Here is a 26969-nt window from a genome sequence, read left to right on the forward strand (position 1 = left end):
GGCCGCCGCTGAGCGCGGCCCGACCCGGAGACGGTCATGACCGACGCCACCGCCCTGACCCTGGCCGAAGCCCGCGACGCGCTGCGGGCGAAGCAGGTCTCCGCGACCGAGATCACCCAGGCCTTCCTGGCTGCGATGGAGAAGGCGCGCGGCCTCAATGCCTATGTGCTCGAGACGCCCGAGCAGGCGCTGGCGATGGCCAAGGCCTCGGATGAGCGGCTGGCCCGCGGCGAGGCTCGCCCTCTGGAAGGCCTCGCGCTGGGCATCAAGGATCTCTACGCCACCAAGGGCGTGCGCACGACGGCCGGTTCGAACATCCTCGGCAACTTCGTGCCGGCCTACGAGTCCACGGTGACGTCGAACCTGTGGCGCGACGGCGCGGTGATGCTGGGCAAGCTCAACAATGACGAGTTCGCCATGGGCTCGTCGAACGAGACGTCCGCCTTCGGCAACGTGGTGTCGCCCTGGCGCCGCCAGGGCTCGAACACGCCGCTGGTGCCCGGCGGCTCTTCGGGCGGCTCGGCCGCGGCCGTTGCCGCCCGGCTCTGCCTGGGGGCGACGGCGACCGACACCGGCGGTTCCATCCGGCAGCCGGCGGCATTCACCGGCACCGTCGGCATCAAGCCGACCTATGGCCGCTGCTCGCGCTGGGGCATCGTCGCCTTCGCCTCGTCGCTCGACCAGGCCGGCCCGATCGCCCGCACCGTGCGCGACAACGCCATCCTGCTGCGCTCGATGGCGGGTCCGGACGCCAAGGACACGACCTGCGTCGACCTGCCCGTGCCCGACTACGAAGCGGCCGTCGGCCGCTCGATCAAGGGCATGCGCATCGGCATCCCGAAGGAATACCGGGTCGACGGCATGCCCGCCGAGATCGAGGCGCTCTGGGAAAAGGGCGCCAAGTGGCTGCGCGACGCCGGCGCCGAGATCGTCGAGGTGTCGCTGCCGCACACCAAGTACGCGCTGCCGGCCTACTACATCGTGGCGCCCGCCGAGGCCTCGTCGAACCTCGCCCGCTATGACGGCGTGCGCTACGGCCTGCGCGTGCCCGGCAAGGACATCGTCGACCTCTACGAGAAGACCCGTGCCCAAGGCTTCGGCAAGGAGGTCCGCCGGCGCATCATGATCGGCACCTACGTGCTGTCGGCCGGCTACTACGATGCCTACTACGTCCGCGCCCAGAAGATCCGGACGCTGATCAAGAAGGACTTCGAGGACGTCTACGCCGCGGGCGTGGACGCCATCCTGACGCCGGCGACGCCGTCGGCCGCCTTCGGCATCGGCGAGAAGGGTGGGGCGGACCCGGTCGAGATGTACCTCAACGACGTCTTCACGGTGACGGTGAACATGGCCGGCCTGCCGGGCATCGCCGTGCCGGCCGGCTTCTCCAGCGAGGGGCTGCCCTTGGGCCTCCAGCTCATCGGGCGGGCCTTCGACGAGGAGACGCTGTTCTCGGTCGCCGAGGTCATCGAGCAGGCGGCCGGCCGGGTCGACCTGCCGCAGGCCTGGTGGGCCTGAGCGCTCCGGCGACGCGAGGACCCTTCCCATGCCGCCGCATTTCTGGGCCGACCTCGCGCCGTTCCGCTGGCTGATCCTGTTCGCCTTCATCGACCCGGTGGTCGTGGCCATTGGCCTGTGGATGGGCTGGAATGCCAACCAGGCGGCCAAGCTCATCCTCGCCGGCTTCGCCGCGGGCCTCGCCGGCACGGCGATGAGCTTCCTCTCGCACACGCTGGGGTTCAGCTGGTTCGAAGGCGGCTACATGTTCGGCGGCGCCCACGCGCTCTTCCGCTTCATCGCGGGGCTGCTGTGGGCCGTGGTGGGGTATTCGGCACGGAAAATGCGGGGCTCAGGCGTCTGACCCGAACGAGACCCGGTCGTAGACTTCGGCGAGTGACATCGACAGGCCGAACGGCGCAAGCCGAACCATCCCCGACATCCCTGAAACTGTCTCCGGTTCGCTAGGCCAGTTCCAGCCGTCATCCCTCGACCACGACAATACCCTCGGCGCTTCTTCCGATGCGACCAGGTACTGCACGAGGTTCGGCAGGGTGGCGTACTCCGCCCTTTTCGGACCGAGATCGAGCTGCAGGATTTCCGGTGAAGCAATTTCGTAGATGAAAAGGGCCCGCTCGGCGCTGAAAGAGGACTCGTCGTCCGCAAAGGGCATGACGGTCCCGTCCGCAAACCGGACGGTCCGTTCGCCGGTCTCGATGGCCAACTGGCACGAACACAGGTCGTAGCGGTTCCGGTCGAGCGACGTGATCAGCCAACGCATGACGTTCATGGATATGCGGCTGTGGAAGGCCGTCTCGAGAGGCAGGAGCCGTGGGCGTCCTTCTACGAGTTCGTAGCGCCGCTCCTGCGTGCAGACCCAGGAATGGAAGGCGGCAAGGTCCATCAGATCGGCGTCGCCTTCTTCCATCGCGGTCCCCGACGGCATGTCGCGCTGCAACAGTGTGCGACGGCTCTGCTGGATGCCACGGCGTTACAGTTGCACCCGGTCGATGCGCCTGGTCGTTCCCGGTTGCATCGCTCCGCCCCTTGACCCGGGCCGCTCTCCGACCCAAAAGCGGAGGCGAGAACGCCACCCGCAGGCAGGACGATACGCCCATGAACGCACCCGTGAACGCCAAGAAGCTCATCAAGGGCGCGACCGGTGACTGGGAGGTCGTCATCGGCATGGAGATCCATGCCCAGGTGACCTCCAAGGCCAAGCTGTTTTCCGGCGCCTCCACCACGTTCGGCAGCGAGCCCAATGCCAACGTGTCGCTGGTCGATGCGGCCATGCCCGGCATGCTGCCCGTCATTAACGAGGAATGCGTGCGCCAGGCGATCCGCACCGGCCTCGGCCTGAAGGCCGAGATCAACCTGCGCTCGGTGTTCGACCGGAAGAACTATTTCTACCCGGACCTGCCGCAGGGCTATCAGATCAGCCAGTACAAGAGCCCGATCGTGGGCGAGGGCGAGGTGCTGGTCGACCTGCCGGAAACCGGCGGCCAGATCACGGTCGGCATCGAGCGCCTGCACCTCGAGCAGGACGCCGGCAAGTCGCTGCACGACCAGCACCCGACCATGAGCTTCGTCGACCTCAACCGGTCGGGCGTGGCGCTCATGGAGATCGTATCGAAGCCCGACCTGCGCTCGTCGGAGGAGGCGCGCGCCTACGTGACGAAGCTGCGCCAGATCCTGCGCTATCTCGGCACCTGCGACGGCAACATGGAAGAAGGGTCGTTGCGCGCCGACGTGAACGTTTCGGTGCGCAAGCCCGGCGATCCGCTCGGCACCCGCTGCGAGATCAAGAACGTCAACTCGATCCGGTTCATCGGCCAGGCCATCGAGTACGAGGCGCGCCGCCAGATCGGCATCATCGAGGATGGTGGCACGATCGTGCAGGAGACCCGGCTCTTCGACCCCGGCAAGGGCGAGACGCGCTCCATGCGCTCGAAGGAAGAGGCGCACGACTACCGCTACTTCCCCGATCCTGACCTGCTGCCGCTCGAGTTCGACCAGGCCTATGTGGACGCGCTCGCCGCCCACCTGCCCGAATTGCCGGACGCCAAGAAGGCGCGCTTCATCGCCGAGTACGGCGTGACGCCCTACGACGCGGCGGTGCTCGTGATGGAGCGCGAACAGGCCGACTACTTCGAGGCGGTGGCCAAGGGCCGCGACGGCAAGGCTGCCGCCAACTGGGTGATCAACGAACTGTTCGGCCGGTTGAACAAGGAGGGCAAGGACGTCACGACCTCGCCCATGTCCGCCGCCCAGCTCGGCCAGATCGTCGATCTCATCGGCGAGGGCACCATCTCGGGCAAGATCGGCAAGGATCTGTTCGAGATCGTCTGGACCGAGGGTGGGGAGCCGCGCGAACTCGTCGAGAGCCGCGGGATGAAGCAGGTGACCGACACCGGCGCCATCGAGGCGGCGGTCGACGCGGTGATCGCGGCCAATCCCGACAAGGTGGAGCAGGCCAAGGCCAAGCCCACCATGATCGGCTGGTTCGTCGGCCAGGTGATGAAGCAGTCGGGCGGCAAGGCCAACCCGCAGGCGGTCAACGATATCCTGAAGGCCAAGCTCGGGATCTGACAACCCGCAGATTCATCTCGGGGTTGTGGTTGGAGTTCTGGCCGTCCGCTAGCATGCGGGATGCGCTGGTTCTGGCGAATCCTGGGTGGCCTGGTCCTCGGTTTCCTTCTCGCGACAGCGGCGACGTGGCGCGGCGGCGATGATCGCCTATACCCGGCACGTCCCGGCCAGGCAGCCATCGCCATCGAAGTCGTCAGCAACGGCTTCCACTCCGGCCTGGCGCTCCCGCGGTCAGCGCTGGCCGAGGCGGCCACGCGCCTGCGGCTTGGTGCCGTCCTGTCCGTGGCGGGCCAGTTTGCGGGCTCTCCGGTCCTCGAAATCGGGTGGGGCGAGGCGCGCTTCTACCGCAGCACGCCGACCCTCGGATCGATCGACGTCGGGCTTGCCCTCAGCGCACTGTTCAGGCCGGGCAACGAGTCGGTCGTGCATGTGGTGGGGCTGCCGGACAGGGCGGTGCGGGTCCTGGCCGTCCAGATCGTGCCGATCACGCTGTCCCAGGCCGGTTTCGACGCGTTGGTCTCCCGCCTGGACCTGGCGCTCGCAAAAGGCGATGCGGGTGCCGCCATTCCGCTGGGCACGGGATTGGCGCGCAACAGCATGTTCTATCAAGGGGTCGAGACCTTCAGCATCTTCCGCGTCTGCAATCACTGGACGTCGGCGCTTCTCGGCGCCGCCGGCGTTCCCACGGTCGGAGCCTGGGCGACGCTTCCCGACGGCTTGCTCATGGACCTCAAGTGGAATGCCGGCCTGCCGGTCCTGAACCCGAACGGCGCCTAGGCTGCGGACCCCGTGGCAGGTGGTTGATTGTCCGGCTCGCCATCGCCACTCTGGCGCCCCACCCGGAGGAGAGCACGATGCAGGGCGTTGTCATCCGCGAAGCTGCACCGGCTGACATTCCCGCCGTGCGACGGGTTCTCGTCGACACGTGGCACGCCACCTACGACCACCTGTTCGGACCGGAGCGGGTCACGGCCATCACGGATGACTGGCATGCCGAGGACCGCCTGCGGCAGGCGATCGGACGGCCGGGGCATCGCTTCCTGGTCGCCGAGACCGAGGGGCTCATCCTGGCGACGGCCTCCTCCACCCTCGGGGCGAATGGCCGGCTCAGGCTCGACCGGCTGTATGTCGATCCCCGGGTCCAAGGCGTGGGCCTGGGGACCGGGCTGCTCGCGGCCGCGGTCTCGAACTGGCCGGACCTGCGTCTCATCGATCTCGAGGTCGAACCCCGCAATGGCCCGGCGATCGCCTTCTACCGCCGGCACGGCTTCGTACCCGAGGGCGCGCCGAAATCGGGCTGCGTCCAAGAACACCTCATCATGCACCGTCACCTGCCGCCGCCGGGCTTTTCCATCCGGCCTGCGGAACCGGGCGAGGCCGAGCCGGTGCTGGCGGTCATCCGGGCGGCCATCACCGGGACGAACGCCGCAGACTATCCGCCTGAAGCCATCGACTTCATGCTGGCCGAACTGTCCCCGGCGGCGATCTCGGCGCATCTGGTCCAATGGGACGTCTGGGTCGTGACGGACCGCGAGGGCACGATCTGCGGGACCGGGGCCTTCGATGGCGCCCGGGTCCGCCAGCTCTTCGTGACCCCCGCCATGCAGGGGCGAAGGCTCGGTTGCGTCCTGATGGACGCGATCGAGCGGGCGGCGCTGGACGCCGGCCTGGAGCGGCTGGCGGTCCGGTCCTCCGTCACGGCCGAGCCCTTCTACGAGGCGCGGGGCTTCACGGTGCTCGAGCGCTTTGCCTGGGGACCGGCGACGATGGTCGCCATGGAGCGGCGCCTGCCTGCCGTGTGAGACGCTCAGGGTCTGGCCCGCTCGGCCGCTGCCATGGAGCGGTCGTGGACGCGCGACAGCAGCAGCAGCGCCGTCACCGCGCCGAGAAGGGCGAAGCCCATGTCGGACTGCGTGTCCCAGGGGTCGCCCTGCGTGCCCAGGAAGGCATCGGCTCCTTCGCCGGAGGCCAGCGCCACCTGCCATTCGATGATCTCGTAGAGGCCGCTGAAGGCGAGGGGGGCGGCGACGCACAGGATCGGCAGCAGGCGGCTGCGCGGCGCCGAGGCGAAGGGCGACCACCGCTTGAGGATCTCGCGCGTCAGGATCGCCGGCTCGAAGCCCTGCAGGGCGTGTCCGACCTTGTCGTAGTTGTTGCGCTGCCAGCCGAACCAGTCGCGGGCCCAGTCGCCGAGCGGAACCTTGGCGTAGGTATAGTGGCCCCCCACCACCAGCACGATGGCGTGCAGCAGGAGCAGGATGCACAGGAGGTTGGACAGCCGGTATCGCGGCCATAGTGCCACCGCCAGCGGCAGGCCCACGATCACCGGCAGGGATTCGAGCAGCCAGGTGAACCGGTCCTGCGTGCCGACGTAGGACAGGGGCAAGGCGGCGGCCGCCAGGATCGCGCAGGCCAGAGGGACACGGGAGGCGGTCCGATCGATCATGCGCCCCCGCTCCCCGGCGTCACAGCTGCTGGAGCCAGGTGACGCCCACCGCGCCGGCCCCCAGCGTCCAGCCCGACCAGATGAAGGCCGACGACCAGTTGGCCAGCTGGAACTGGTGGCGGGGCATCTCGCAGGCGCCGGCCACCAGCGGCACGATGGCGCGCAGCGGGCCCAGGAAACGCCCGATGAAGATGCCGGCGATGCCCCATTTCTCGAAGAAGGCGTGGCCGCGCGGCAGGAGCTGCGGGTGGCGGTTGAGGGGCCACATCCGGGCGATCTGGTCGTGGTAGTGGTAGCCCAGCCAGTAGGACACCCAGTCGCCGAGCCCTGCGCCGACGCCCGCGGCGACCCACAGGGGCCAGAACGAGATGCCGCTTGCCCCGACCAGCGCGCCGATGCCCCACATGATCACGGTGGCCGGGATGAGGAGCGAGATGAAGGCGAGCGATTCGCCGAAGGCCAACAGGAAGACGATCGGGATGGCCCAGGCCTCATGACCGCGAACGAAGGCGGTGACGATGTCGGCGAGTTCTGACACGCTCGGCAAGCACGGCTCCCCTTGTGCCGCGCGCACGCCGGTGCCGGGCCTCACGGCAGCACAGATAATCGCTCGCCCGACAATTGCGAGCCCATGGCTTGCGGTTGCCGGCGCTCTGTCGTCATGTGGGACCAGCGGAGGGCCTTGCCTTGGACGCCTCGACCCTTTCCTTGCGCGCGGCCCGGGTCGAGGACCTGGCCGCCGTCGTCGCGCTCCACGCCGCCGACGCGATCGGCGGGCATGGCGATGCCTGGTCGGACGAGACCCGTGCGGGCTACCACGCGGCCTTCGCGCGGATGCAGGCGACGCCGGGCCACACCCTCTACGTCGCCGAAGCCGGCGGCCAGATCGTGGGCACCTTCGTGCTGTCCATCCTGCCCGGCATCACCGAGCGGGGGCTGACGCTGGCGGTGGTGCGGTCCGTCCAGGTGGCGGCGGCATCCCGGTCGCAGGGGATCGGCGCGCGCATGATGGAACTCGCCGAGGATTTCGCACGCGAGGCCGGCGCGGGCCGGATCGAGCTGTCGTCGAACCTGAAGCGGGAGGATGCTCACCGCTTCTACGAGCGCATCGGCTACGTGCGCTCGCATGCGGGCTTCAAGAAGAAGCTCGCGCCGTGAACCCCACGCGCCGCGAGGCGCGCGGGGGCAGGGGTGAGAAGGGTCAGCCCTTCTTCAGGCACTCGCTCGAGAAGTCGCGATAGCTCTGGCCCTTGGTCTTGCCGGCCTTCTTCATCGCGTTCCATTCGCTCGCGCAGGACTTCATCTTGGCCTGCTGTGCCTTCTGCGCATCACTGGGCGGCTTCTTGCCGTCGGCGGCCGGCGCCGTGGCCGCCGGAGCCGCGGCGGTGGCGGGCGCAGCCGTCGGGGCGGCCTTGGCGGCGGGCGCGGGAGCCGTCGTCGCAGCGGCCGGAGCCGGCTTCTTCAGCGGGTTGGTCGTGCTGGTCTGGGCCGCTGCGGGCAGCGCCAGGGCGACCAGCAGGGCGGCGCCCGTCAACAGGATGCGTGCGGTCATCGTCATGTCCTCTCGAGCGTTCGGGCGGTTTCCTTCCGCCCGATACAACTATGACGAGCACATTCCACGCTGGGATTGCGACAATCGCAAGTTAGTATTGCGTCACCTTCTGTCCGAATGTTGTCTTTTGGTGCAGTGCGAAAAGCAAAGTGGCCGCCCGGCACCACGGCTTCTCGGCCGTCAGCTTGTGGGCGGCGGCGGTCTTGCCCGGCCCGCCGCTGAATTGAGCGCGGCACAACCAGTCGGCGGAAGGCGCGGCTGCGTATCCGGAGTGGCCCGGACATTACAGTGAACGCATTGTAACCCTTCACGATTGAGAAGGATTTCGATTACTTTCGATTCAGCGTCTTCCTTAGCATCGAATTCAAGAAAATTGGATCGAATTGCTTTCCAGAAAGGCGGTGTCCTGTCCGTGGGGGACTGGTGAGACACTGCCATCGGGAGAGCGACAATGGCGCGTTTGGACGGATTGAGCATGGAGCGGGCGGACCTCGGAGCGGGCCCCGCCGACGGCATGGCCTATTACGAGCTCGGCGTGATGTACGCCGCGGGCCGCGACGTGGCGGTTGACCGCGTGACGGCGCACAAGTGGCTGAACATCGCCGCGATGCGCGGATGCCGCGAGGCGGTTTCGCTGCGGTCCGAGCTGGCGGTCGAGATGACCTCCGCCGAGATCGCCGCGGCCCAGCGCGAAGCCCGCCTCTGGCTCAGCAGGAATTGATCGGGCATCACCCGATCGTGGCCGCCGGCGCAGCAGGCTCCAACGCTCCTCATCCTCGGAGCGTGTGAACCTTTGCCCGAGAACCATCAGTCCAGTTCAAACCGACCTCTCAGCCGTCCTCCCCGGGCTTGGCCCGGGGACCCACGACTTTGCCTGCGCCATTCTCAAGTCGTGGGTGGCCGGGCCAAGCCCGGCCATGACGCGGAGAGGGCGAGGCAAGCTGGACTGGCCAACTGGTTACGATCTCTCAGCAGCGGCCGAAGACGCGCATGCTTCGTGGGCCGCACAGGTTGAACATCGTGAGGGCTCGACGCAGGCAGACAAGACACCCGCGTTACGCCGCCGCCTCGTTCTCCGCTTGCACGGCCGCCAGCAGGGCCTGCACGTAGGGCGCGAAGCTCCGCCAGACTTCGATGCGGAACGCCTCGGCGCCCTGGCGCCACAGCACGATCTCGGCCTTCTCGAAGATCGTGCGGGTGGCCATGCCCACCGGGAACGCTTCGACCGAGAGGTCGAGCGGCACGGCGGCATTCAGCGTCAGCGCCGCGCCCGGTCCCTCGACGAGCAGCGCCATCTGGCGGTGCGACACGTCGACCAGGCTGTGGGGCAGGGCGGCAAGCGCCGCCTCCATCTGGGCCTGGAGAGCCGCGGTCGGGATGTCGCCGGCCGCATCGGCGGCGATCAGCAGCCATTCGTCGGGACCGAGTTTCAGGGCGGCGCGCGGGTCGCTGGCTTCCGCGCGGTTGAGGCGCGAGGGCAGGGCGACACCGAAGGACGCGCCGGCCGCGACCTCCGCCGTTCCGCGTAGCACGAAGCGTGCGGCGGGATCGGCCTTGCGCACGGTGCAGCCGCCGAGCATGCCGGCGGCGGGGAGGGCTGCGTCAGACATCGAGGCGGCTCCCGGCCTTGTCGAAGAAGATGGGCTCTGTGACCGTCACCGCGATGGCGCCGGACGGCATGGGCACGTAGAGCGTCTCGCCGATGCGCGCCCGCCCGCCCGAGACGAGGGCCATGGCGATGGAGCGTCCGAGCGTCGGGCTCGCATAGGCCGAGGTGACGTGGCCCAGCGCCGGCCGGCCCTGCACGGGCGCGGCCTCGGCGGTGATCTGCGCGCCTTCCTCCAACACCACGCCCGCGTCGCTCGTCATCAGGCCGACGAGCTGCTTGCGGTCGGGCTTGGCCATGTCGGGCCGCGCCAGCGAGCGCTTGCCGACGAAGTCGGGCTTGGCCTTGCCGATGGCCCAGTCGAGGCCGAGGTCGTTCGGCGTCACCGTGCCGTCGGTCTCCTGGCCGACGATGATGTAGCCCTTTTCGGCGCGCAGCACGTGCATGGTCTCGGTGCCGTAGGGCACCATGCCGTGCGCCTCGCCGGCCTTCCACACCGCCTCCCACACGGCCGGGCCATGCTCGGCCGGCACGTTGATCTCGAAGCCGAGCTCACCGGTGAAGCTGACCCGGAAGAGACGCGTGGGCACGCCGCAGATCGTCCCGAGGCGCACGCTCATGTGCGGCATGGCGGCGGGCGAGAGGTCGATGCCTTCGACGAGCGGCGCGATCACCTCGCGCGCCTTCGGTCCCTGGACGGCGATGACCGCCCACTGCTCGGTGGTGGAGGTGAGCCAGACCTTGAGCTCGGGGAACTCGGTCTGCAGATAATCCTCCATGTGGGCGAGCACGCGCGGCGCGCCGCCCGTGGTCGTCGTGACGTGGAAACGGTCGGGCGCCAGGCGGCCGATGACGCCGTCGTCCATCACGAAGCCGGCTTCGTTGAGCATCAGGCCGTAGCGGCAGCGCCCGGGCTCGAGCTTGGTCCAGGGGTTGGTGTAGAGCCGGTTCATGAACTCGGCCGCGTCCGGCCCGACGACCTCGATCTTACCGAGCGTCGAGGCGTCGAACAGGCCGACGGAGGCCCGCACCGCCTTGCACTCGCGCTCGACGGCGGCATGCATGGTCTCGCCCGGCTTAGGGAAGTACCAGGCGCGCTTCCACATGCCGACGTCCTCGAACGCCGCGCCGCGGGCCTGCGCCCAGGCGTGCGAGGGCGTGCGGCGGATCGGATCGAAGAGGTCGCCGCGGGAGTGGCCGGCGAAGGTGCCGAAGGTCACGGGCGTATAGGGCGGACGGAAGGTGGTGAGACCGACCTCGGGGATCGCCTTGCCCATCGTCTCGGCGGCAATGGCGAGGCCGTTCATGTTCGACGTCTTGCCCTGGTCCGTCGCCATGCCGGTCGTGGTGTAGCGCTTCACGTGCTCGATGGAGCGGAAGCCCTCGCGCACGGCGAGCTTGATGTCCTTGGCGGTGACGTCGTTCTGGAAGTCGACGAAGGCCTTCACCTTGCGCACGTCGCGGTGGTGCGGCACGGCGCCCTGGTAGCCGCCGCGCGGCAGGATCTCGCCGGCGACGCCGGGCACAGCCGTCTCGGTGGCCCCCTTGCCGCAGGCCTTCGCCGCCGCCGTTCCGGCCGCCACGCCCTGGGCGAGCGCGTCGGCGAGGCCGAAGCTGCCGCCGCAGGCGCCGACGCTGTGCTCGTTGGAGGCCCTGTCGCCCGGCACGTAGATCTGGCGCTCGGCGTCGAAGCGGACTTTTCCGCGCATCTGCGAATAGAGATGCACCGACGGCGTCCAGCCGCCCGCCATCAACACCAGGTCGCAGCTCAACTGGCCGGCCGGGTTGACGAGGCCGTTCGAGGCGATGGTGCCGACCTCCACGCCCGTGGCGCGCAGCCGCCCCTTCACGCCCGTGACGACCGCGCCCGTGCGCACCGGCAGGTTCGCCGCGCGCGCGGCGTCGATCCCGGGGCCGTTCGCCTCCGAGCGCATGTCGACGATGGCGGCGATCTCGACACCGCCGCGGGCGAGGTCGACCGCGGCACCGTAGCCGCTGTCGCAGGCCGTGAAGATCACGGCGCGCGCGCCGGGCTTCGCGCCGAAGCGGTTCAGGTAGGTGCGGGCGGCCGAGGCCAGCATCACGCCCGGCCGGTCGTTCTCCGGGAACACGAGGGGACGTTCGATGGCGCCCGTCGCCAGCACGACCTCGCGGGTGCGCACCTTCCACAGCCGCTCGCGGGCGGCCTTGGGGTCGGGCACCGGCATGTGGTCGGTGAGCCGCTGGGCGAGGCCGAAGAAGTTCTGGGCATAGGCGCCGAAGCACTGCGTGCGGGTGAGCACCGTGACGTTGGCAAGGCCCGCCAGTTCGGCCGCGGCCTTGGCGGCCCACTCGGCGGCCGGCAGGCCGTCGATGGTGGCCGAAGCGTCCGAGAGGAGGCTGCCGCCGAGGTCGGGCTGCTCGTCGGCGAGGATCACCCTGGCGCCAGCCCGGCCGGCGGCCAGCGCGGCCGACAGGCCAGCGGCGCCGGCGCCCACGACGAGCACGTCGCAGAAGGCGTAGCGGTGGCTGTAGTGGTCGGGATCGGGCTGCTCCGGCGCCTTTCCGAGGCCGGCGGCGCGGCGGATGATCGGCTCGTACAGGTCCTTCCACGCCGAGGGCGGGTTCATGAAGGTCTTGTAGTAGAAGCCGGACGCGAAGACGCCCGCCGGCACGAGATCGTTGACTTCGCCCACGTCCATGGCGAGCGAGGGCCAGCGGTTCTGGCTCTCGGCCACGAGCCCGTCGTAGAGCTCGACCTGGGTGGCGCGCAGGTTCGGCGTGTAGCGCCCGCCGCGGCCGACGCCGACCAGGGCGTTCGGCTCTTCCGCTCCGGCGGCGATGGGGCCGCGCGGGCGGTGGTACTTGAACGAGCGGCCCATCAGGTGGACGCCGTTGGCGATCAGCGCCGAGGCCAGCGTGTCGCCGGGGTGGCCAGTGTAGGACTGGCCGTCGAAGGTGAAGCGGAGGGTGCGCGCGCGGTCGATGCGGCCGCCCTGCGCGGTGCGGAAGGACGTCACGGCTTCACCTCCGGGCGGGGCTCGCCGGCCTTGTAGGTCACCACGAAACGGTCCGTGACCGTGTGGCGGATCGCGTTGAAGAAGCGCCCGCAGCCGGACGTGTGGCGCCAGCGCTCGGCGTGCAGGCCCTTCGGGTTGGTGCGCATGTAGAGGAACTCGGCCCAGCTCTCGTCGCTTTCGGCCATCGGGTTCACCGGGCGCGCGACGTGGGCCTCGCCACCGTAGCGGAACTCGAGCTCCGGGCGGTCCATCTCGCAATAGGGGCAGCGGATCAGCAGCATGGGGCGATCTCCTGGAGCATGCTGCGAAAAGGTGGAAACCGGCTTTTCGCAAAGAGCATGCGACCAACATGAAAACAGAGCACGTCGCGGTCCCCTGGGACCGCGACGTGCTCTAGTGCGCGACGGCGGCTGCGGCCGCCTCGTCGATGAGCCGGCCGGTGCGGAACCGGTCCAGCGTGAAGCCGGCATTGATCGGGTGGGGCTCGCCGGTGGCGACCGTGTGGGCGAAGACGTGGCCCGACCCCGGCGTCGCCTTGAAGCCGCCGGTGCCCCAGCCGCAGTTGACGAAGAGGCCGGGCACCGGCGTCTTGCCGATGATCGGCGAGCGGTCCGGCGTCACGTCGACGATGCCGCCCCAGTTGCGCAGCATGCGCATGCGCCGCACCACCGGGAACAGCTCGCAGATGGCGTCGAGCGTATGCGAGGCGATGTGCAGGCCGCCGGTCTGCGAATAGGACGTGTAGGCGTCCGTTCCGGCGCCGATGACCAGTTCGCCCTTGTCGGATTGCGACATGTAGGCGTGGATGGTGTTCGACATCACCACGCAGGGCATGATCGGCTTGATCGGCTCGGAGACGAGGGCCTGCAGCGGGTAGCTCTCGAGCGGCATGCGCACGCCGGCCATGCCCATCACTACGCTGGTGTGGCCGGCCGCGACCACGCCGATCTTCTTGGTGCGGATGGTGCCGCGCGAGGTCTCCAGCGCCTCCACCGCGCCGTCGGCGCCGCGCCGGATGGCGGTGACCTCGCAGTTCTGGATGATGTCGACGCCGAGCGCGCTCGCCGCGCGGGCATAGCCCCAGGCCACCGCGTCATGGCGGGCGACGCCGCCACGGCGCTGCAGGGCGGCGCCGATGATGGGGTAGCGGATCCTCGGGTCGGTGTTGAGGATCGGGCAGAAGGCCTTGGCCTGCTCCGTCGTCAGCCACTCGTTGTCGATGCCCTGCAGCCGGTTGGCGTGCACGTGGCGCTTGAACACCTGCACGTCGTGGATGTTGTGGGCCAGCATCATGACGCCGCGGGGCGAGTACATGACGTTGTAGTCGAAATCCTGGGAGAGCCCCTCCCACAGCTTCATCGCGTGCTCGTAGAGCCCCTGGCTCTCTTCCCACAGGTAGTTCGAGCGGATGATGGTGGTGTTGCGCCCCGTGTTGCCGCCGCCGAGCCAGCCGCGCTCGACCACGGCGATGTTCCGCAGGCCGTGCTCCTTGGCCATGTAGTAGGCGGTGGCGAGCCCGTGCCCGCCGGCGCCCACGATCACGGCGTCATAGGCCGCCTTCGGTTCGGGCGAGCGCCACTGCTCGGGCCAGCCCTCGTTGCCCGCGAAGGCCTGGCGCAGGAGATTGATGAAGCCGAAGCGCATGTGATGGATCCCCGTCGTGCGCCGCAGGATGCCCCGTGGGGCCGCTTCTCTCTAGAAGATTCGCGACGTGGGGATGGTATGGATGCGACGTTGGGGGAGAGGGGGGGTGAATCTTTGGTCGCGTGAATGGCAGTCCAGTTCAGGCCCACCTCTCGGACGTCATCCCCGGGCTTGGCCCGGGGACCCACGACTTTGCTTGCGCCATCCTCAAGTCGTGGGTGGCCGGGCCAAGCCCGGCCATGACGCGGAGAGGGTGGTGCAAGCTGGCCTAGCCGTAGCTTTACGTGTTCCGAGCAGGCCGCGTAGCGGCGTGTCGACCGACGCGCCATCCCTCAGCCGCCGGTGATCGTCCCCTCCGGCAGCGCCATCGCGTGGCGCGCGATCTCGCCCGGCGTGGTCCACCAGACCGCTTCCCCGCCTTCCGCCTGCAGCGTCTGCAGGGCGCGGCGCAGGGGGCGGAGGCGGTGGGGTTGGCCGACGAGGTAGGGGTGCAGCGCGATGCCCATGACGAGCGCCTGGCCATAGGACTGCTCCAGCGTCTCGCGGAAGTGCTCGACGATCATGTTGGCGAAGGCCTCGCCCTCGATCTTGCGCCCCACGATCATCGGGATGTCGTTGAGCTCCTGCGGGTAGGGCACCGACAGGATGCGGCCCTTGCGTGTCTTGAACCAGACGGGCTGGTCGTCGTGGCACCAGTCCAGGAGATAGGAGAAGCCTGCCTCCTGCAGAAGGTCCGGCGTGGCGTGGCTCTGGGAGATCCACGGGCCGAGCCAGCCGTCCGGGCGCCGGCCCTCGTGGGTGGCGATCACGCCGGCCGCTTCCTCGATCAGAGCGCGCTCGGCCGCCTCGTCGAGGATCCCCTGCCGCTCCGAGTTGGTCCGCCCGTGGCCGACCACCTCGTCGCCGCGGGCGCGGAACGAAGCCATGATCTCCGGCGCGTAGTCGTAGATGACGCTGTTGGGCAGCACGGCGCAGGGCAGGGCGAGCGCGTCCAGCATCTCCAGCATGCGCCACACCCCGACACGGTTGCCGTAGTCGCGCCAGGCGTAGTTCAGCACGTCGGGCTGCGGACCGCCCGGGGCGAGTTCCGCGCCGAGCCCTTCGCCGAAGGAGAAGTGCTCGACGTTGACGGCGATGTAGACCGCCAGCCGCCGGCCCTCGGGCCAGGCGAAGGACGGGCGGGAGACGATGGCGGAGTAGGGGTAGCGGGCATGGTCGCGCATGGGTTCGGTCTCGCAAAGCTTCGCCCGCGGCACAAGCAAGCCTCGCGCCGCAGGCGGTGTCGCAGGGCGGGGTCGCGATGTCGCTTTCGGGCCGAGGCGCGTTGAGGGCTTCGTGCATGCTGCGTCGACGTGCAGCGGGAGCGGCCATGATCAGCGTCTTCGATCTCTTCAAGGTCGGCATCGGGCCGTCGTCCTCCCACACGGTGGGGCCCATGCGCGCGGCCGCGTCCTTCGCGGCGCGGGCGGCGCGGCTTGCGCCGGCCCGCGTGACGGTGACGCTCTACGGCTCGCTCGCCTGGACCGGCCACGGCCACGCCACCGACCGCGCCGTCGTCCTTGGGATCGCCGGCGAGGCGCCCGACACGGTCGATCCCGACCGGGCCGATGCGATCCTCGCCGCCGTCGCCTCCGGCCCGGGGCCGCTGCCCCTGGGGGGCGGACGGCCTGTCCCGTTCTCGTGGCAGCAGGACATCGTCTTCGACCGGGAGACGCAGCCGCCGCGCCACCCCAACACGCTGCGCTTTGCCGCGCATGGAGCAGATGGTGCGCTGTTGGCCGAGGAGCGGTGGTGCTCGGTCGGCGGCGGCTTCGTGGTGCGCGAGGACGCCATGGATGACGGAGCCGGCGCGGGCGCGTCGGTGCCGCATCCCTTCACCGACGCCGCCGATCTCCTCGCGCGGGCCGATGGCGCGGGGCTCTCCATCGCCGAACTGGTGATGGCCAACGAATGCGCCCTGCGGCCCCGCGCCGAGGTCGAGGCTCATCTCGACCGCGTCTCGACGGTGATGCTGTCGTGCATCGAGCGCGGCCTCGCCGCCCAGGGCGAACTTCCCGGCGGCCTCAAGGTGCGCCGGCGCGCGCCCGCCATCCACGCCCGCCTGGAGGCGGCGCGGCATGCCAACCTGCGGCCCGCCCACGAGATCATGGACCATGTCAGCGTCTTCGCCATGGCCGTGAACGAGGAGAACGCCGCCGGCGGGCGTGTCGTGACGGCGCCGACCAACGGGGCGGCCGGCGTGGTGCCGGCGGTGCTGCGCTACTACCGCGACTTTTGCCACGGCGCGACGAAGGAGGGCGTGGACACCTTCCTCCTCACCGCCACCGCCATCGGCGCGCTCTTCAAGATGAACGCCTCGATCTCCGGCGCCGAGGTCGGCTGCCAGGGCGAGGTGGGCGTCGCCTGCTCCATGGCCGCGGCCGGCCTCGCCGCCGCGCTCGGCGGCACCAACGCGCAGATCGAGAATGCCGCCGAGATCGGCATGGAGCATCACCTGGGCATGACCTGCGACCCCGTCGGCGGCCTCGTGCAGATCCCCTGCATCGAGCGCAACGCCTTCGGCGCCGTGAAGGCCATCAACGCCGCCTCCCTCGCCCTGCACGGCGACGGCACCCACCGCGTCAGCCTCGACCAGGTCATCGCCACCATGCGCCAGACCGGCGCCGACATGCACAGCAAGTACAAGGAAACGTCCCAGGGCGGCCTGGCGGTGAACTTCGTGGAGTGCTGAGGGCCCAATCGTTTCCCTCCATCTCTCCGCGTCCTGGCCGGGCTTGGCCCGGCCATCCACGACTTTGCTGGGGGCGTCCTCAAGTCGTGGGTGCCCGGGCCAAGCCCGGGCATGACGTGCGGAGGGTTGGGAGCACTCAGGACAGGGACTGCAAGAGCTTGCCCTGCTCGCCAATCTGCCCAACCATTGATCCATGAGCTTCTCCGACCTTCCGCCCCAGACCTCCATCAATCCCAACGCCGACGCCTATGCGGAGCGGTGTCTCGCGCTCTCGCGCGCGGTCGCGGAGAACGCGCGCGCCGTTCTCGACGTCCCCTACGGGCCGGACTACTGGCAGAAGCTCGACATCTACCGGCCTGACCGACCCGCGCAGGAGCCGCTCCCGGTTCTGCTGTTCTTCCATGGCGGCAACTTCACCCACGGCTACAAGGAGTGGTGCGGGTTCATGGCTCCGGCCGTGACGGCGTTTCCGGCCATCTTCGTGTCGGGCTCTTACCGGCTGGCGCCCGCAACATCGTACCGCGACATCCTGGGTGACGGGTTCGCCGCGCTCGCCTGGCTGCGGGAGAACATCGCCGCGCATGGCGGTGATCCCGGGCGCATCTTCATCGGCGGGCACTCGGCCGGCGCGCAGATGGTGGTGGAGATGGCGCTGCGCCACGAACGGCGCCGGCAGGCCGGGCTACCCGACGATGCGATCCGGGGCGTTCTGCCGATCAGCGGAAACTTCCGACGCCGCCTGGCGGACCTCGAGGCCGACGAGCGCCTCAGGCTGCCGCCCCACGTCCCCGACAGCCCGCTCGAGATCGCCGGCAAAGCCTTCGCGCCGTTCTTCGTGACCTGGGGCGGACGGGAGAAGGAGCACGTGCTGGAGGCTGGCACGGCCTTCGTTTCCGCACTGGAAGCGGCCGGACAGGCGGTCGAGCATCACGTGTTCGAGGAGGACGACCACTTCTCCATCCACCTCAACACCGCGGATCCGCGCAACGCGTGGACGGTGAAGCTGCGGGACTGGATGGTGGGAACGCGCTAGACAATCAGACTAGACCAGCATCTCTCCGCCGTCCTGGCCGGGCTTGGCCCGGCCATCCACGACTTCGCTGGGAACGTGCAGGATTGCCCCGGCAAAGTCGTGGATGCCCGGGCCGAGCCCGGGCATGACGCGCGGAGGGAGCTGAGCCGAAAACTCGGCCTACTCGAACTTCGCGCCCTCGAGCTGGATGAAGCCGTCGCCCGTCGTGAACACGCCCTTCAGCCGTGCCGTCGCGGCGTAAAGCGGGCGCTGGTGGTAAAGGTAGATCACCGGGCGGTCCTTCACCGCGATCTCCGCGATCGTCTTGAAGATCGCGATGCGCTTGGCCGGGTCGGTCTCGGCGCGCGAGGCGTTGAGCGCCGCGTCCATCTCGGCGCTCTTGTAGCGGCTGACATTGCGGCCGGCCGTGGAGAACAGCACCTGGTAGGCCAGCGTGTCGGGCTCGTTGGCGAACTGCGGGCCGATGGGGCCCCAGGACTCGAAGTCGCCGGCGTCCGTCATCTTCAGTGTCGTGGCGAACTCCACCACCTGCAGCTTCGTGGCGAAGCCACCCTCGTTGCTCATGGCCTGGATCATCTCGGCGACGCGCACGGCGAGCGGCCGGTTCGGGACCAGGATCGTGAACGGGGTCGGCGAGGGGACGCCGGCCTGGGCCAGCAGCTCCTTGGCGCGCTTGGTGTCGCGGGCCGGGATCGGGAACTTCTCATTGTAGAAGGGCGAGCCTGGCTCGGCGAACTGGTTGGCCGGCAGGTACTTGCCCGCGAAGGCGACGTCGACGATGGCCTTGCGGTCGAGGGTGAGCTCGAAGGCCTCGCGCACCCGCGGATCCTGCATGGGGCCGGGCTTGGTGAGGTTGATCACCAGCGTCTGGTTGTTGGGCGTGCTCACCGGCATCAGCTGCAGCCGATTGTCCTTCTCCACTACCTGCGCGGCTGAGGGATCGAGCTTCTCGATGATGTCGACGTCGCGCGACTGCAGGTTGGCGAGGCGCACCGTGTCGTCGGGGATGACGCGGAAGATGACCCGGTCGAAGTGGTACTTGCTGGCGAGCCGGTAGTTCGGGTCCTTCTCCAGGACGATGCGGTCCTGGGCCACGCGCTCGACGAACTTGTAGGGGCCGACGCAGATCGGCTTGGTGCCGATCTTGTCGCCCAGGCTCTTTACGGCAGTGGGCGAATACATGATGCCGACGCGCTCGGCGAGCATGGCGAGGAGCTGGACGCTCGGCTCCTTCACCGTGATGCGCAGCTCGGTGGGGCTCACCGCCTCGATCTTGGTGATCGAGCTGATGTTGTCCGCCCGCTGCGAGCCGGGCTGGTTCAGCGCCCGGTCGACGTTGAAGCGCGCGGCCTCGGCGTCGAACGGCGTGCCGTCCTGGAACTTGGCGCCCTCGACGAGCTTCAGCGTGAGGACCTTGGCATCGGCCGACCACGTCCACGCGGTCGCGAGGCCCGGCAGGATGGTGAGCTTCGTGTCCGTGGACATCAGCCGCTCGCACATGACGTTCAGCACGGTGATGCCGGTCTGCGCACGGTTCGTCACCGGATCGAGCGCGTCGGGGTCGTCGGCGATGGCGACCCGGAGGTCGACGGCGTGTGCGCCCGCCGAGGCGACGAGCGCGCCTGCGAGCAGGACGGATCGAAGCAGATTGCGTGTGAATGCCATGGCCGAGCCCCCGCTGTTTGTCTTTGATTGATTTGGAAAAACGTGCCCCACCCGACACGGCCCGTCAACGCATGATGCGCCCTCGCTCCCGGCATGGCACGCAGGCGTGATCATGCTCTAAGGTCGCTGTCGGACGGCTGGCTCCCACCGGGGGCCGTCGGCTGCGGGGGAGGGTGCATGACGACGCTCGACAGCATGGATCTGGAGATCCTGCGTCACAAGACGACCGCCGCGGCCGAGGAAATGGGCCTCACCCTGATCCGCGCCGCCCGCACCATCTACGTCAAGGAGGTCGCCGACTTCGCGGTGGCGATCGGCGGGCTCGACGGCAAGGCCTTCGCCTATCCTGAGGCGCTCGGCGTGTCGGCCTTCGTCGACCTCGACCTCACCACCTGCCTGAATGCCGTGGGTGAGCTGGAGGAGGGAGACGTCATCCTCTCCAACTCGCCCTACACCAATGGCGGGCTGTCGACCCATCTGCCCGACCTGCAGCTGATCAAGCCGTACTTCCACGCCGGCCGCATCGTCGCCTATGGCTGGACCATGGCCCACACGTCGGACATCGGCGGCGGCGTTCCGAGTTCGATCTCGCCCCGTTTCAGCGAGCTCTACCAGGAAGGCCTGCAGATCCCGCCGGTGAAATTGCTGGCCAGGGGCGCGATGGATCGCAGCGTGCTGGCGATCTACCTCGCCAATTGCCGGTCGCCCGAGACCAACCTCGGTGACATCAAGGCGATGCTGGCGGCGCTGGACGCAGGCGGCAAGCGCATCGCCGACATCATCGCCGCCCATGGGGTCGAGAGGCTCGTCGCCTACCAGACGCGCATCGCCGAATACGCGGCCGAGAAGGCGGCCGCGATCTTCGCGCGCATCCCGAAGGGCACCCACGAGTTCTGGGACTATCTCGACCACGACTTCGTCTCGAACGTGCCCGTGCGCTTCCGCTGCGCGCTCACGGTCGACGACACGGGGCTGCATCTCGACTTCGCCGGCACCGACCCGCAGCTGCTCTCGGCCTTCAACCTGCCGACCGCGGGCCTGCGCAGTCCCTATCTGACGCTGCGCCTGCTGCACATGATCACATCCATGGATCCGTCGGCGCCGCTCAACCACGGCCTCCTGACCGGCGTCAGCACGACCGCGCCGAAGGGCAGCATCGTCAATCCGGAGTACCCGGCAGCCTGCGGCGTGCGCCATGCCACGGCCATGCGGCTCATCGACCTCCTATCGGGCGTGCTGCACACGGCCGACCCCGGGCTCGTGCCTGCGGCGGGCGGTGGGACCGTGCTGCCGGTGGTCCTCGCCGACCTCGACCCCGTGACGGGGGCGCGCCGCTCGATGGTCATCCAGTCCATCGTTTGCGGTGGCGGCGGACGCCAGGGCTCGGACGGCGTGGACGGGCGCGAATCCGGCCTCTCCAACATCCGCAACTCGCCCATCGAGCGCACGGAAGACGAGGCGGCGGTGCTGGTGGAGCATTACGGCCTGCGCCCCGATTCCGGAGGGCCTGGGCGATGGCGGGGCGGGACGGGGCTCGTCTACACGATCCGCATGCTCAAGGAGGACTGCGCCGTGCTGGCGCGCGGCCTCGAGCGCTTCGTGTTCACGCCTTGGGGCTCGGCCGGCGGCCGCTCGGCGCCGCCCTGCCGCGTCGTCCTCAACATCGGCACGCCGCAGGAGCGCGACATCAACCGCGTCGACATGCTGGAGCTGCGTAAGGGCGAGACCATCACCTTCATGACGCCAGGCGGCGGCGGGTTCGGCGACCCCTTCGACCGGTCGGAGGACGAGGTCGTGCACGACGTGCTGCGCGGCCTCGTGACGGTGGAGGGCGCGCGGCGCGACTATGGCGTGGTGACCACGCAGGACGGAGAGGTGGACGGCGAGGCCACGGCGCGCCTGCGCGCCGCGCGGCCTGCCCGCAGCATGTCCGGCTTCGATCTCGGCCCGGTGCGCAACGCCTGGGAAAGCGTCTTCGACGACGCCTCGGTGCGCCGCATCAACGCGGCGCTCGAGGCGCTGCCCGCCACCTCCCGCAGCCGGCGCAAGAAGGCCGTCTATGAGCAGGTCATCCCGAGCCTTTCCGACGACAAGCCCGACCTCGCGGCCGTGCTGGCGGATCCTGCCGGCCCGCGCGCTCGCCTCGACGCCGTCCTGAACGACCTCGAACACGGAGCCCCGACGCGATGAGCGCGCCTGGCCACTCGCCGTCCTGGCGCATCGGCATCGACGTCGGTGGGACGTTCAACGATTTCGTCGCCGTGCAGAACGGCACCGGCAAGCGCTTCAGCTACAAGGAGCCCAGCGTTCCCGCCGACCCCTCGCTGGCGGTGGAGCGCGGCATCGCCGGGCTTCTCGCCGAGGCGTCGCTGGCGCCGGGCGACATCGAGCTCGTGATGCACGGCACCACGCTCGCCCTGAACACGATCCTGCAGCTGCGCGGGGCGCGGCTCGCCATGGTGGTGTCGCGGGGCAATGGCGACGTGCTGGAGATCGCCCGCTCGCGCATGCCCTCCGCCTTCGACTTCACGGCCCGGCGCGAGCGCCCGCTGATCCCGCGACACCTCGTGTTCGAGCTGGGCGCCCGCACGCGTGCGGACGGCGCCGTCCACGCGCGCCCCGAGGCGGACGAACTCGCCGTGCTCGCCGAACGCATCCGCGCCGCCAAGGTCGACGCGGTCGCGGTGATGCTCGTGAACTCCTACCGGCATCCGGCGCTGGAGCGCGAGGTCACGCAGGCGCTGCGCACGCTGTTGCCGGACACGCGGTTCACCGAGAGCGCGGCGATCTGGCCGGAGATCCGCGAATACGAGCGCGGCCTGCTCGCGGCGCTCAATGCCTATGTGCAGCCGCTGATGGAATCCTACTACGAGCGGCTCGAGACCCGCATGCGGGGCCTCGGCCTGCACGCGCCCATCTTCGTCACCACCAACAACGGCGGCACGGTGAGCCTGGCGAGCGCCCGCGAGCGGCCCATCGACACGGTCCTGTCGGGTCCCGCCGCGGGCGTGGTGGCGGCGCTGCGCGTCGCGCCGCCCGCCCTGCGGGACCGGTTGCTGACGCTCGACATGGGCGGCACCTCGACCGACATGGCCGTCGTGATCGGCGGCGAGCCCGAATACACCAACCTCGCGCAGATCGGCGCCTTCCCGATCATCCTGCCCGTGGTGGCGGTGACCGCGATCGGCGCGGGCGGCGGCTCGCAGGTGTGGCTCGACGCCCAGGGCGTGCTGAAGATCGGCCCGGAGAGCGTCGGCTCCGATCCCGGCCCGATCTGCTACGGCCGTGGCGGCACCCACGTCGCCATCACCGACTGCTACCTTGCCGCCGGCATCATCGATCCGGATGCCTTCCTCGGCGGGCGCATGAAGCTCGCCCGGGCGCCGGCCGTGGACGCGCTCGCGGCGCTGGGGCAACGGCTGGGACTCGCCGGCGACGACGTCGCCCAGCAGGCCGCCGCCGCAGCGCTGCGCGTCGCCACGGCGAAGATGGCCGTGGAGCTGTCGAAACTGCTGGCGCGCCGCGGCCTCGACCAACGCGACTTCACGCTGGTGTGCTTCGGCGGGGCAGGGGCCACCCACGCCACCATGCTCGCCGAGGAGGCGGGGCTCAACACAGTGCTGATCCCGCTCGCGCCTGGCACCTTCTGCGCGCTGGGCGCCAGCGCCGCCGACATCCGCCGCGACTTCGCCCGCTCGATCCGGGCCATGCTGACGCCGCGGGGGGAGGGGTTCGAGGCGGTGGCCGACGCCATCGCCGACATGAAGCGCGACGCGCTCGCCTGGATCGCCGAGGAGGCCGGGGCCGGCGCGAAGCTCGCCTTCCGGCTGGTCGCCGACATGCGCTTCGGCGACCAGGCCTACGAACTCGAGATCGCCGTTCCCGAGGCCAGCCGAGAGGCCATCGACGGCGCCGGCCTGCTGGCGCTTTACCACGCCGAGCACGAGCGGCTTTACGGCTTCGCCGACCGCGACGGCCACGTCCGCGTGACCACCGTGCGCCTGTCGATCGCCGCGCTCAACGAGCACGTCGTCCCCGAGCCGCCCCTGCCGCCGCGCCCGGTGCCCGTCCCGGGCCGGCGCGCCGTCCACCACGACGGCCACTGGCTCGACGCCGCCCTCTACCGCCGGGCCGATCTCCCCGCCGGGTTCGTCGTGACCGGCCCCGCGGTGATCGAGCAGTTCGACACCACCATCTGGGTTCGGCCGGGGTGGCGCGGCGTGGTGGAGCAGGACGGAAATCTCGTGCTGCGCCGCACGGGATGATGCATGCAGCGAGACGGCGCCGTCCTGGTGGTGGCGGCATTTGCTCATTGTGGGTGCCTCGCCGCGCGAGAGCGTGAACACGCGGCTGATCTTCTCACTTCCAATACTGGGAAGCGCGGGGCCGGATCTATCTCAATATGCGTTGTCGTGAATGCTGCGGTTTGGCGCCGCTATACGATCGTGTTTCCGGATTTTTAACTCTGGGCAAAGGGTCTGCCGACCCAATCCCAGGGCCGATCATTGAATCCCTGTCGTTCATGACCCGTTTGGGAGACAGGACATGCAGAACAGCTTCAAGTATTCGCTGGCCGTCATTCTCGCCGGTGCCGGCATAGCCCTGGCCGGTACGCCCGTGGCGGCGCAGGTCGATGTGGGCCTCGGTATCGACACCAATGCCGGTGGCACGGGCGGAGTGAATGCCGGCGCCGGCGCTTCCATCGGAGGCTCGGGAGGCATCGATGCCGGTCTCGGCGCGTCCATAGGCGGGGCAGGCGGCGTCAATGCGGGCGCCGGCGTCGCGGTCGGTGGTGACAGCGGGGTCAATGCTGCGGCGGGAGCAAGCGTCGGCGGCACCAACGGGGTCGATGCCGGCCTGGGCGCGACGATAGGCGGTGGTCGCGGGGTGGGTGCCGGAGCCGCTGTCGGCATCGGCGGTGGCAACGGCGTGACGACCGGTCTCGCGGCCAGCGTCGGCGGCGACCGCGGCGCCAGGGCCGGCCTTGGTGCGGCGCTCGGTGGCACGAGCGGGGTGGTGGTCGATGCCAGTGCGGCGACGGGCGGGCCCCAGGGGCTCGGAGCGGCACTCGGCGTGCCGGTCGGAAACGCCGCGGCCAGCGGCGCTCCCGTCCCAGGTGCACAGGGCCCCGGCCAGATCGACCCCGTCGCGCCCGTCCGTGGCACGGCCGGAGACGGCCTCAGTCCTGCTCAGGTCCGGGCCGTCGAGGACGCGCTGGCGCGCGCGGGCTTTTCCGATCGGCGCGACCGTGCCGGACTGAAGAAGAGCTGCGCGACGGTGCTGCGATCCCCGGCGGACTACGACAGCGAGATCGCGGCGGTCTGCAAGGTGATCAGCCGCCTCTGACGACGAGAGAGGCAGGCCCGGGCCACCGGCTCCGGGTCTGCCGACCCCGATTGACAGGCGACAAGCCTTGGGTGCACCGTTGCGGCAGGCGGATACGGCCTGCTGCTTGCGCCCCTCATCGGGGTACGGTGAATGTATCGAGCCACTCGAGGCTCCCTTTGCCCGAGCGAACGGGTCAGCAACGCAAGCTCCTGACGGTTGCCGTTCGTTTCAGCAAAGGACGATACCGATGCGCGACTTCCGCGAAGCCAAAGCCATGGCGCAGTCTCTGCGCAGGGCGCTGTCCGCCCGATCCGTCGACCTCACTCACAGCGAGAGCCAGGAACTCGTTGCTCGCATGCTCGGCGTGCGAGACTGGAACGTCCTCGCCGCAAGCATCAAGGCGGCCCGCTCGCCTTCGCCTCCGCGCGGCGACACTCCGCCCGTCGCGACCGGAACGGGCATTCCCGTCGTTCCCATGCGCGACCTCGTCCTGTTCCCGCACATGGTCTCGCGGATCTTCGTCGGTCGGGCCAAGACGCGCGAGGCGGTCGAACGCGCCATCGTCTCCGACCGACGCGTTCTCCTGGTCGCCCAGAGACATGCGCGCGACGATCGCCCCGCCACCGCGGACGCCCTCCATCCCGTGGGCGTCGTCGCCAACGTGATCGATCGCCAGACCCAGGCGGACGGGGCTCTCAAGGTCACGGTCTGCGGGCTCCGGCGCGCAAGCCTCGTCCGGCTCTTCGACGATGAATTCCTGTCGGCGGATGTGACGCCGATCGAAGAGGAGCATGGCCAAACCGAAAAGGCGGCGGCTCTGTCCCAGGCCGTCCTCGACGCGTACCAGATCTATGCCGACGTCGACTTCACGGCCGTTCCACCCGGATCGCGCGCCCGGTTCGGCCTGCCTTCGATCGGGAATCCGAGCCTGCTGGCCGACATGGTCGCCCCGCTGCTGGCGATCGGCATCGACCAGAAGCAGGCGCTCCTGGAAACCACCGACGTCGAGACACGGCTTGCAAGGCTCGTCGACCTGATGAGCGCCGGCCGCCCGGCTGCGAGCGAGGACGCGATGGCGCGATGACCGGAGCCGATTTGCGCCGCCGCAGAAGCTGACCCCCTCGAGACGGGGAGGAACGTGCGCGCTTGCAGGGGCTCGCAAGGTGCCGCTGCAGGCGCGACCCCGCCCGGCGAACACACACAGGGAGCCCTCCGCCCGTGCGGTCGCCGACCGCTCTAATCCCGATCCGGCTGCGTGCGCCAATGGCGACCAGCGCAACCCGGGATCCCGAAATCCGGTGCGGGCGACGCGAATCCGCACAGGGTGTTGACCGCGCCCCGGCTTGCCTCTAGGCATGTCCCGCGTGGAGACGTGGCCGAGCGGCTGAAGGCGGCGGTTTGCTAAACCGTTATAGGGTTGTAAAGCCCTATCGAGGGTTCGAATCCCTCCGTCTCCGCCATCTTCCTTAGAACCAAGGCTTCACTTTTTTGCGCGCCTTCCCGCGTGCAGAGGTGGTGAGTCCCGGACCGTTGCAGGGCGCCACTTGTCGTGCCCGTCGGCCGGCCGTCTCGCCTTCCAAGACCTCCAGCCAGGAGCCTCGTTCGCCAGCGGCGAATGTCAGCGCGCCGCACCTCGGATCTCAGGCTGGAGACCCCTTTGCACGAGCTACGATTGGGCCAGTCCTCCAACCTCGTCGTCCTGAGGGGCTTTGAATCAATTCCCCCGCTGCGGTGTTGTATCTGACATCTCCATCGCCGGACCACCTTTCCGCCGTCCTGCCCGGGCTTGGCCCGGGCATCCACGACTTTGCCGGGGCCACGTGTCAGTCGTGGGTGGCCGGGCCAAGTGTTTAGACCGGGGAGATGGTGGACACCTGTT

23 protein-coding genes and 1 tRNA gene are annotated in these 26969 nt (G+C 69.5%); 14 read left to right on the top strand and 10 right to left on the bottom strand.

What is annotated here, in order from left to right; all coding sequences use genetic code 11:
- The first annotated feature begins 36 nt into the window (after window positions 1–36).
- Together gatA and Q0Q47_RS15975 are read left to right on the top strand one after the other, a co-directional pair.
- Complete coding sequence (gatA, locus tag Q0Q47_RS15970; RefSeq protein ID WP_293861858.1) at window positions 37–1518, top strand: Asp-tRNA(Asn)/Glu-tRNA(Gln) amidotransferase subunit GatA; 1482 nt, start codon at window positions 37–39, stop codon at window positions 1516–1518.
- A 28-nt stretch (window positions 1519–1546) separates the two neighbouring features.
- On the top strand, window positions 1547–1861 hold the full coding sequence (locus Q0Q47_RS15975; RefSeq protein WP_293861861.1) for a hypothetical protein: 315 nt from the start codon (window positions 1547–1549) through the stop codon (window positions 1859–1861).
- On the opposite strand, the gene Q0Q47_RS15980 is transcribed toward Q0Q47_RS15975, so the two are convergent.
- Window positions 1850–2455: a Uma2 family endonuclease gene (locus tag Q0Q47_RS15980; RefSeq protein WP_293861864.1), complete on the bottom strand. Its 606-nt coding sequence runs from the start codon at window positions 2453–2455 to the stop codon at window positions 1850–1852. The two genes, Q0Q47_RS15975 and Q0Q47_RS15980, sit on opposite strands and share 12 nt — an antisense overlap.
- Window positions 2456–2613: 158 nt before the next feature.
- Between Q0Q47_RS15980 and gatB the strand changes: the two genes are divergently transcribed.
- The 3 genes from gatB (at window position 2614) to Q0Q47_RS15995 (ending at window position 5888) form a co-directional block, all read left to right on the top strand.
- On the top strand, window positions 2614–4086 hold the full coding sequence (gatB, locus tag Q0Q47_RS15985; RefSeq protein ID WP_293861867.1) for an Asp-tRNA(Asn)/Glu-tRNA(Gln) amidotransferase subunit GatB: 1473 nt from the start codon (window positions 2614–2616) through the stop codon (window positions 4084–4086).
- Window positions 4087–4146: 60 nt separating this feature from the next.
- A complete protein-coding gene (locus Q0Q47_RS15990; protein ID WP_293861870.1) occupies window positions 4147–4863 on the top strand; it encodes a DUF2459 domain-containing protein in 717 nt (238 codons plus the stop codon).
- A gap of 77 nt (window positions 4864–4940) precedes the next feature.
- Window positions 4941–5888 carry a GNAT family N-acetyltransferase gene (locus Q0Q47_RS15995; protein ID WP_293861873.1) on the top strand — a complete coding sequence of 316 codons (948 nt, stop codon included), beginning with the start codon at window positions 4941–4943 and terminating at the stop codon, window positions 5886–5888.
- 5 nt (window positions 5889–5893) lie between these two features.
- Here the strand turns inward: Q0Q47_RS15995 and Q0Q47_RS16000 are convergent, their stop codons facing one another.
- Together Q0Q47_RS16000 and Q0Q47_RS16005 are read right to left on the bottom strand one after the other, a co-directional pair.
- Complete coding sequence (locus Q0Q47_RS16000) at window positions 5894–6532, bottom strand: DUF2238 domain-containing protein (protein ID WP_293861876.1); 639 nt, start codon at window positions 6530–6532, stop codon at window positions 5894–5896.
- Between the two features lie 19 nt (window positions 6533–6551).
- A complete protein-coding gene (locus Q0Q47_RS16005; RefSeq protein ID WP_293861927.1) occupies window positions 6552–7070 on the bottom strand; it encodes a DedA family protein in 519 nt (172 codons plus the stop codon).
- A 149-nt stretch (window positions 7071–7219) separates the two neighbouring features.
- Here Q0Q47_RS16005 and Q0Q47_RS16010 point away from each other — a divergent pair, with 149 nt between their 5' ends.
- Entirely contained in the window at window positions 7220–7690 is a 471-nt protein-coding gene (locus tag Q0Q47_RS16010; protein WP_293861879.1) for a GNAT family N-acetyltransferase, read from the top strand.
- A 43-nt stretch (window positions 7691–7733) separates the two neighbouring features.
- Here Q0Q47_RS16010 and Q0Q47_RS16015 read toward each other — a convergent pair whose 3' ends face one another.
- Complete coding sequence (locus Q0Q47_RS16015) at window positions 7734–8084, bottom strand: PsiF family protein (RefSeq protein WP_293861882.1); 351 nt, start codon at window positions 8082–8084, stop codon at window positions 7734–7736.
- A 451-nt stretch (window positions 8085–8535) separates the two neighbouring features.
- On the opposite strand from Q0Q47_RS16015, the gene Q0Q47_RS16020 reads away from it, so the two are divergent.
- A complete protein-coding gene (locus tag Q0Q47_RS16020; RefSeq protein ID WP_293861885.1) occupies window positions 8536–8805 on the top strand; it encodes a sel1 repeat family protein in 270 nt (89 codons plus the stop codon).
- A 334-nt stretch (window positions 8806–9139) separates the two neighbouring features.
- Here Q0Q47_RS16020 and Q0Q47_RS16025 read toward each other — a convergent pair whose 3' ends face one another.
- The 5 genes from Q0Q47_RS16025 to Q0Q47_RS16045 form a co-directional block, all read right to left on the bottom strand.
- Window positions 9140–9694: a sarcosine oxidase subunit gamma gene (locus Q0Q47_RS16025; protein WP_293861888.1), complete on the bottom strand. Its 555-nt coding sequence runs from the start codon at window positions 9692–9694 to the stop codon at window positions 9140–9142.
- On the bottom strand, window positions 9687–12689 hold the full coding sequence (locus Q0Q47_RS16030) for a sarcosine oxidase subunit alpha family protein (RefSeq protein ID WP_293861891.1): 3003 nt from the start codon (window positions 12687–12689) through the stop codon (window positions 9687–9689). Before Q0Q47_RS16030 ends, Q0Q47_RS16025 begins: the two co-directional genes overlap by 8 nt.
- Window positions 12686–12970 (bottom strand): sarcosine oxidase subunit delta, encoded by a 285-nt coding sequence (locus Q0Q47_RS16035; RefSeq protein ID WP_293861894.1) that lies wholly within the window; start codon window positions 12968–12970, stop codon window positions 12686–12688. Before Q0Q47_RS16035 ends, Q0Q47_RS16030 begins: the two co-directional genes overlap by 4 nt.
- Window positions 12971–13082: 112 nt before the next feature.
- Entirely contained in the window at window positions 13083–14333 is a 1251-nt protein-coding gene (locus Q0Q47_RS16040; RefSeq protein ID WP_293861897.1) for a sarcosine oxidase subunit beta family protein, read from the bottom strand.
- Window positions 14334–14665: 332 nt separating this feature from the next.
- Window positions 14666–15556 carry a polysaccharide deacetylase family protein gene (locus tag Q0Q47_RS16045; protein ID WP_293861900.1) on the bottom strand — a complete coding sequence of 297 codons (891 nt, stop codon included), beginning with the start codon at window positions 15554–15556 and terminating at the stop codon, window positions 14666–14668.
- A gap of 146 nt (window positions 15557–15702) precedes the next feature.
- On the opposite strand from Q0Q47_RS16045, the gene Q0Q47_RS16050 reads away from it, so the two are divergent.
- On the top strand, window positions 15703–17064 hold the full coding sequence (locus tag Q0Q47_RS16050; protein ID WP_293861903.1) for an L-serine ammonia-lyase: 1362 nt from the start codon (window positions 15703–15705) through the stop codon (window positions 17062–17064).
- 193 nt (window positions 17065–17257) lie between these two features.
- Window positions 17258–18097, top strand: coding sequence for an alpha/beta hydrolase (locus tag Q0Q47_RS16055; RefSeq protein WP_293861906.1), 840 nt, complete (start codon window positions 17258–17260; stop codon window positions 18095–18097).
- Window positions 18098–18256: 159 nt separating this feature from the next.
- On the opposite strand, the gene Q0Q47_RS16060 is transcribed toward Q0Q47_RS16055, so the two are convergent.
- On the bottom strand, window positions 18257–19762 hold the full coding sequence (locus tag Q0Q47_RS16060) for an ABC transporter substrate-binding protein (protein WP_293861909.1): 1506 nt from the start codon (window positions 19760–19762) through the stop codon (window positions 18257–18259).
- Between the two features lie 177 nt (window positions 19763–19939).
- Between Q0Q47_RS16060 and Q0Q47_RS16065 the strand changes: the two genes are divergently transcribed.
- The 5 genes from Q0Q47_RS16065 (at window position 19940) to Q0Q47_RS16085 (ending at window position 26550) form a co-directional block, all read left to right on the top strand.
- Window positions 19940–21952, top strand: a complete 2013-nt coding sequence (locus Q0Q47_RS16065) for a hydantoinase B/oxoprolinase family protein (RefSeq protein ID WP_293861912.1) — start codon at window positions 19940–19942, stop codon at window positions 21950–21952.
- Complete coding sequence (locus Q0Q47_RS16070; RefSeq protein ID WP_293861915.1) at window positions 21949–24027, top strand: hydantoinase/oxoprolinase family protein; 2079 nt, start codon at window positions 21949–21951, stop codon at window positions 24025–24027. Before Q0Q47_RS16065 ends, Q0Q47_RS16070 begins: the two co-directional genes overlap by 4 nt.
- Window positions 24028–24307: 280 nt before the next feature.
- The gene (locus Q0Q47_RS16075) at window positions 24308–25108 is read left to right on the top strand and encodes a hypothetical protein (RefSeq protein WP_293861918.1); all 801 of its coding nucleotides are present in this window, start codon (window positions 24308–24310) and stop codon (window positions 25106–25108) included.
- A gap of 229 nt (window positions 25109–25337) precedes the next feature.
- Entirely contained in the window at window positions 25338–26174 is an 837-nt protein-coding gene (locus Q0Q47_RS16080; protein WP_293861921.1) for an LON peptidase substrate-binding domain-containing protein, read from the top strand.
- 282 nt (window positions 26175–26456) lie between these two features.
- A tRNA-Ser gene (locus tag Q0Q47_RS16085) sits at window positions 26457–26550 on the top strand.
- Window positions 26551–26969: the final 419 nt, after the last annotated feature.

The sequence above is a fragment of the uncultured Alsobacter sp. genome, from assembly GCF_945952055.1.
Taxonomy (GTDB): domain Bacteria; phylum Pseudomonadota; class Alphaproteobacteria; order Rhizobiales; family Beijerinckiaceae; genus Alsobacter.

Bases quoted from the DNA above. Each gene is read 5' to 3' on its own strand.
- gatA (WP_293861858.1), top strand. From the start codon at position 37: ATGACCGACGCCACCGCCCTGACCCTGGCCGAAGCCCGCGACGCGCTG.
- Q0Q47_RS15975 (WP_293861861.1), top strand. From the start codon at position 1,547: ATGCCGCCGCATTTCTGGGCCGACCTCGCGCCGTTCCGCTGGCTGATC.
- gatB (WP_293861867.1), top strand. From the start codon at position 2,614: ATGAACGCACCCGTGAACGCCAAGAAGCTCATCAAGGGCGCGACCGGT.
- Q0Q47_RS15990 (WP_293861870.1), top strand. From the start codon at position 4,147: ATGCGCTGGTTCTGGCGAATCCTGGGTGGCCTGGTCCTCGGTTTCCTT.
- Q0Q47_RS15995 (WP_293861873.1), top strand. From the start codon at position 4,941: ATGCAGGGCGTTGTCATCCGCGAAGCTGCACCGGCTGACATTCCCGCC.
- Q0Q47_RS16000 (WP_293861876.1), bottom strand. From the start codon at position 6,532: ATGATCGATCGGACCGCCTCCCGTGTCCCTCTGGCCTGCGCGATCCTG.
- Q0Q47_RS16015 (WP_293861882.1), bottom strand. From the start codon at position 8,084: ATGACCGCACGCATCCTGTTGACGGGCGCCGCCCTGCTGGTCGCCCTG.
- Q0Q47_RS16020 (WP_293861885.1), top strand. From the start codon at position 8,536: ATGGCGCGTTTGGACGGATTGAGCATGGAGCGGGCGGACCTCGGAGCG.
- Q0Q47_RS16025 (WP_293861888.1), bottom strand. From the start codon at position 9,694: ATGTCTGACGCAGCCCTCCCCGCCGCCGGCATGCTCGGCGGCTGCACC.
- Q0Q47_RS16035 (WP_293861894.1), bottom strand. From the start codon at position 12,970: ATGCTGCTGATCCGCTGCCCCTATTGCGAGATGGACCGCCCGGAGCTC.
- Q0Q47_RS16040 (WP_293861897.1), bottom strand. From the start codon at position 14,333: ATGCGCTTCGGCTTCATCAATCTCCTGCGCCAGGCCTTCGCGGGCAAC.
- Q0Q47_RS16045 (WP_293861900.1), bottom strand. From the start codon at position 15,556: ATGCGCGACCATGCCCGCTACCCCTACTCCGCCATCGTCTCCCGCCCG.
- Q0Q47_RS16050 (WP_293861903.1), top strand. From the start codon at position 15,703: ATGATCAGCGTCTTCGATCTCTTCAAGGTCGGCATCGGGCCGTCGTCC.
- Q0Q47_RS16055 (WP_293861906.1), top strand. From the start codon at position 17,258: ATGAGCTTCTCCGACCTTCCGCCCCAGACCTCCATCAATCCCAACGCC.
- Q0Q47_RS16060 (WP_293861909.1), bottom strand. From the start codon at position 19,762: ATGGCATTCACACGCAATCTGCTTCGATCCGTCCTGCTCGCAGGCGCG.
- Q0Q47_RS16065 (WP_293861912.1), top strand. From the start codon at position 19,940: ATGACGACGCTCGACAGCATGGATCTGGAGATCCTGCGTCACAAGACG.
- Q0Q47_RS16070 (WP_293861915.1), top strand. From the start codon at position 21,949: ATGAGCGCGCCTGGCCACTCGCCGTCCTGGCGCATCGGCATCGACGTC.
- Q0Q47_RS16075 (WP_293861918.1), top strand. From the start codon at position 24,308: ATGCAGAACAGCTTCAAGTATTCGCTGGCCGTCATTCTCGCCGGTGCC.
- Q0Q47_RS16080 (WP_293861921.1), top strand. From the start codon at position 25,338: ATGCGCGACTTCCGCGAAGCCAAAGCCATGGCGCAGTCTCTGCGCAGG.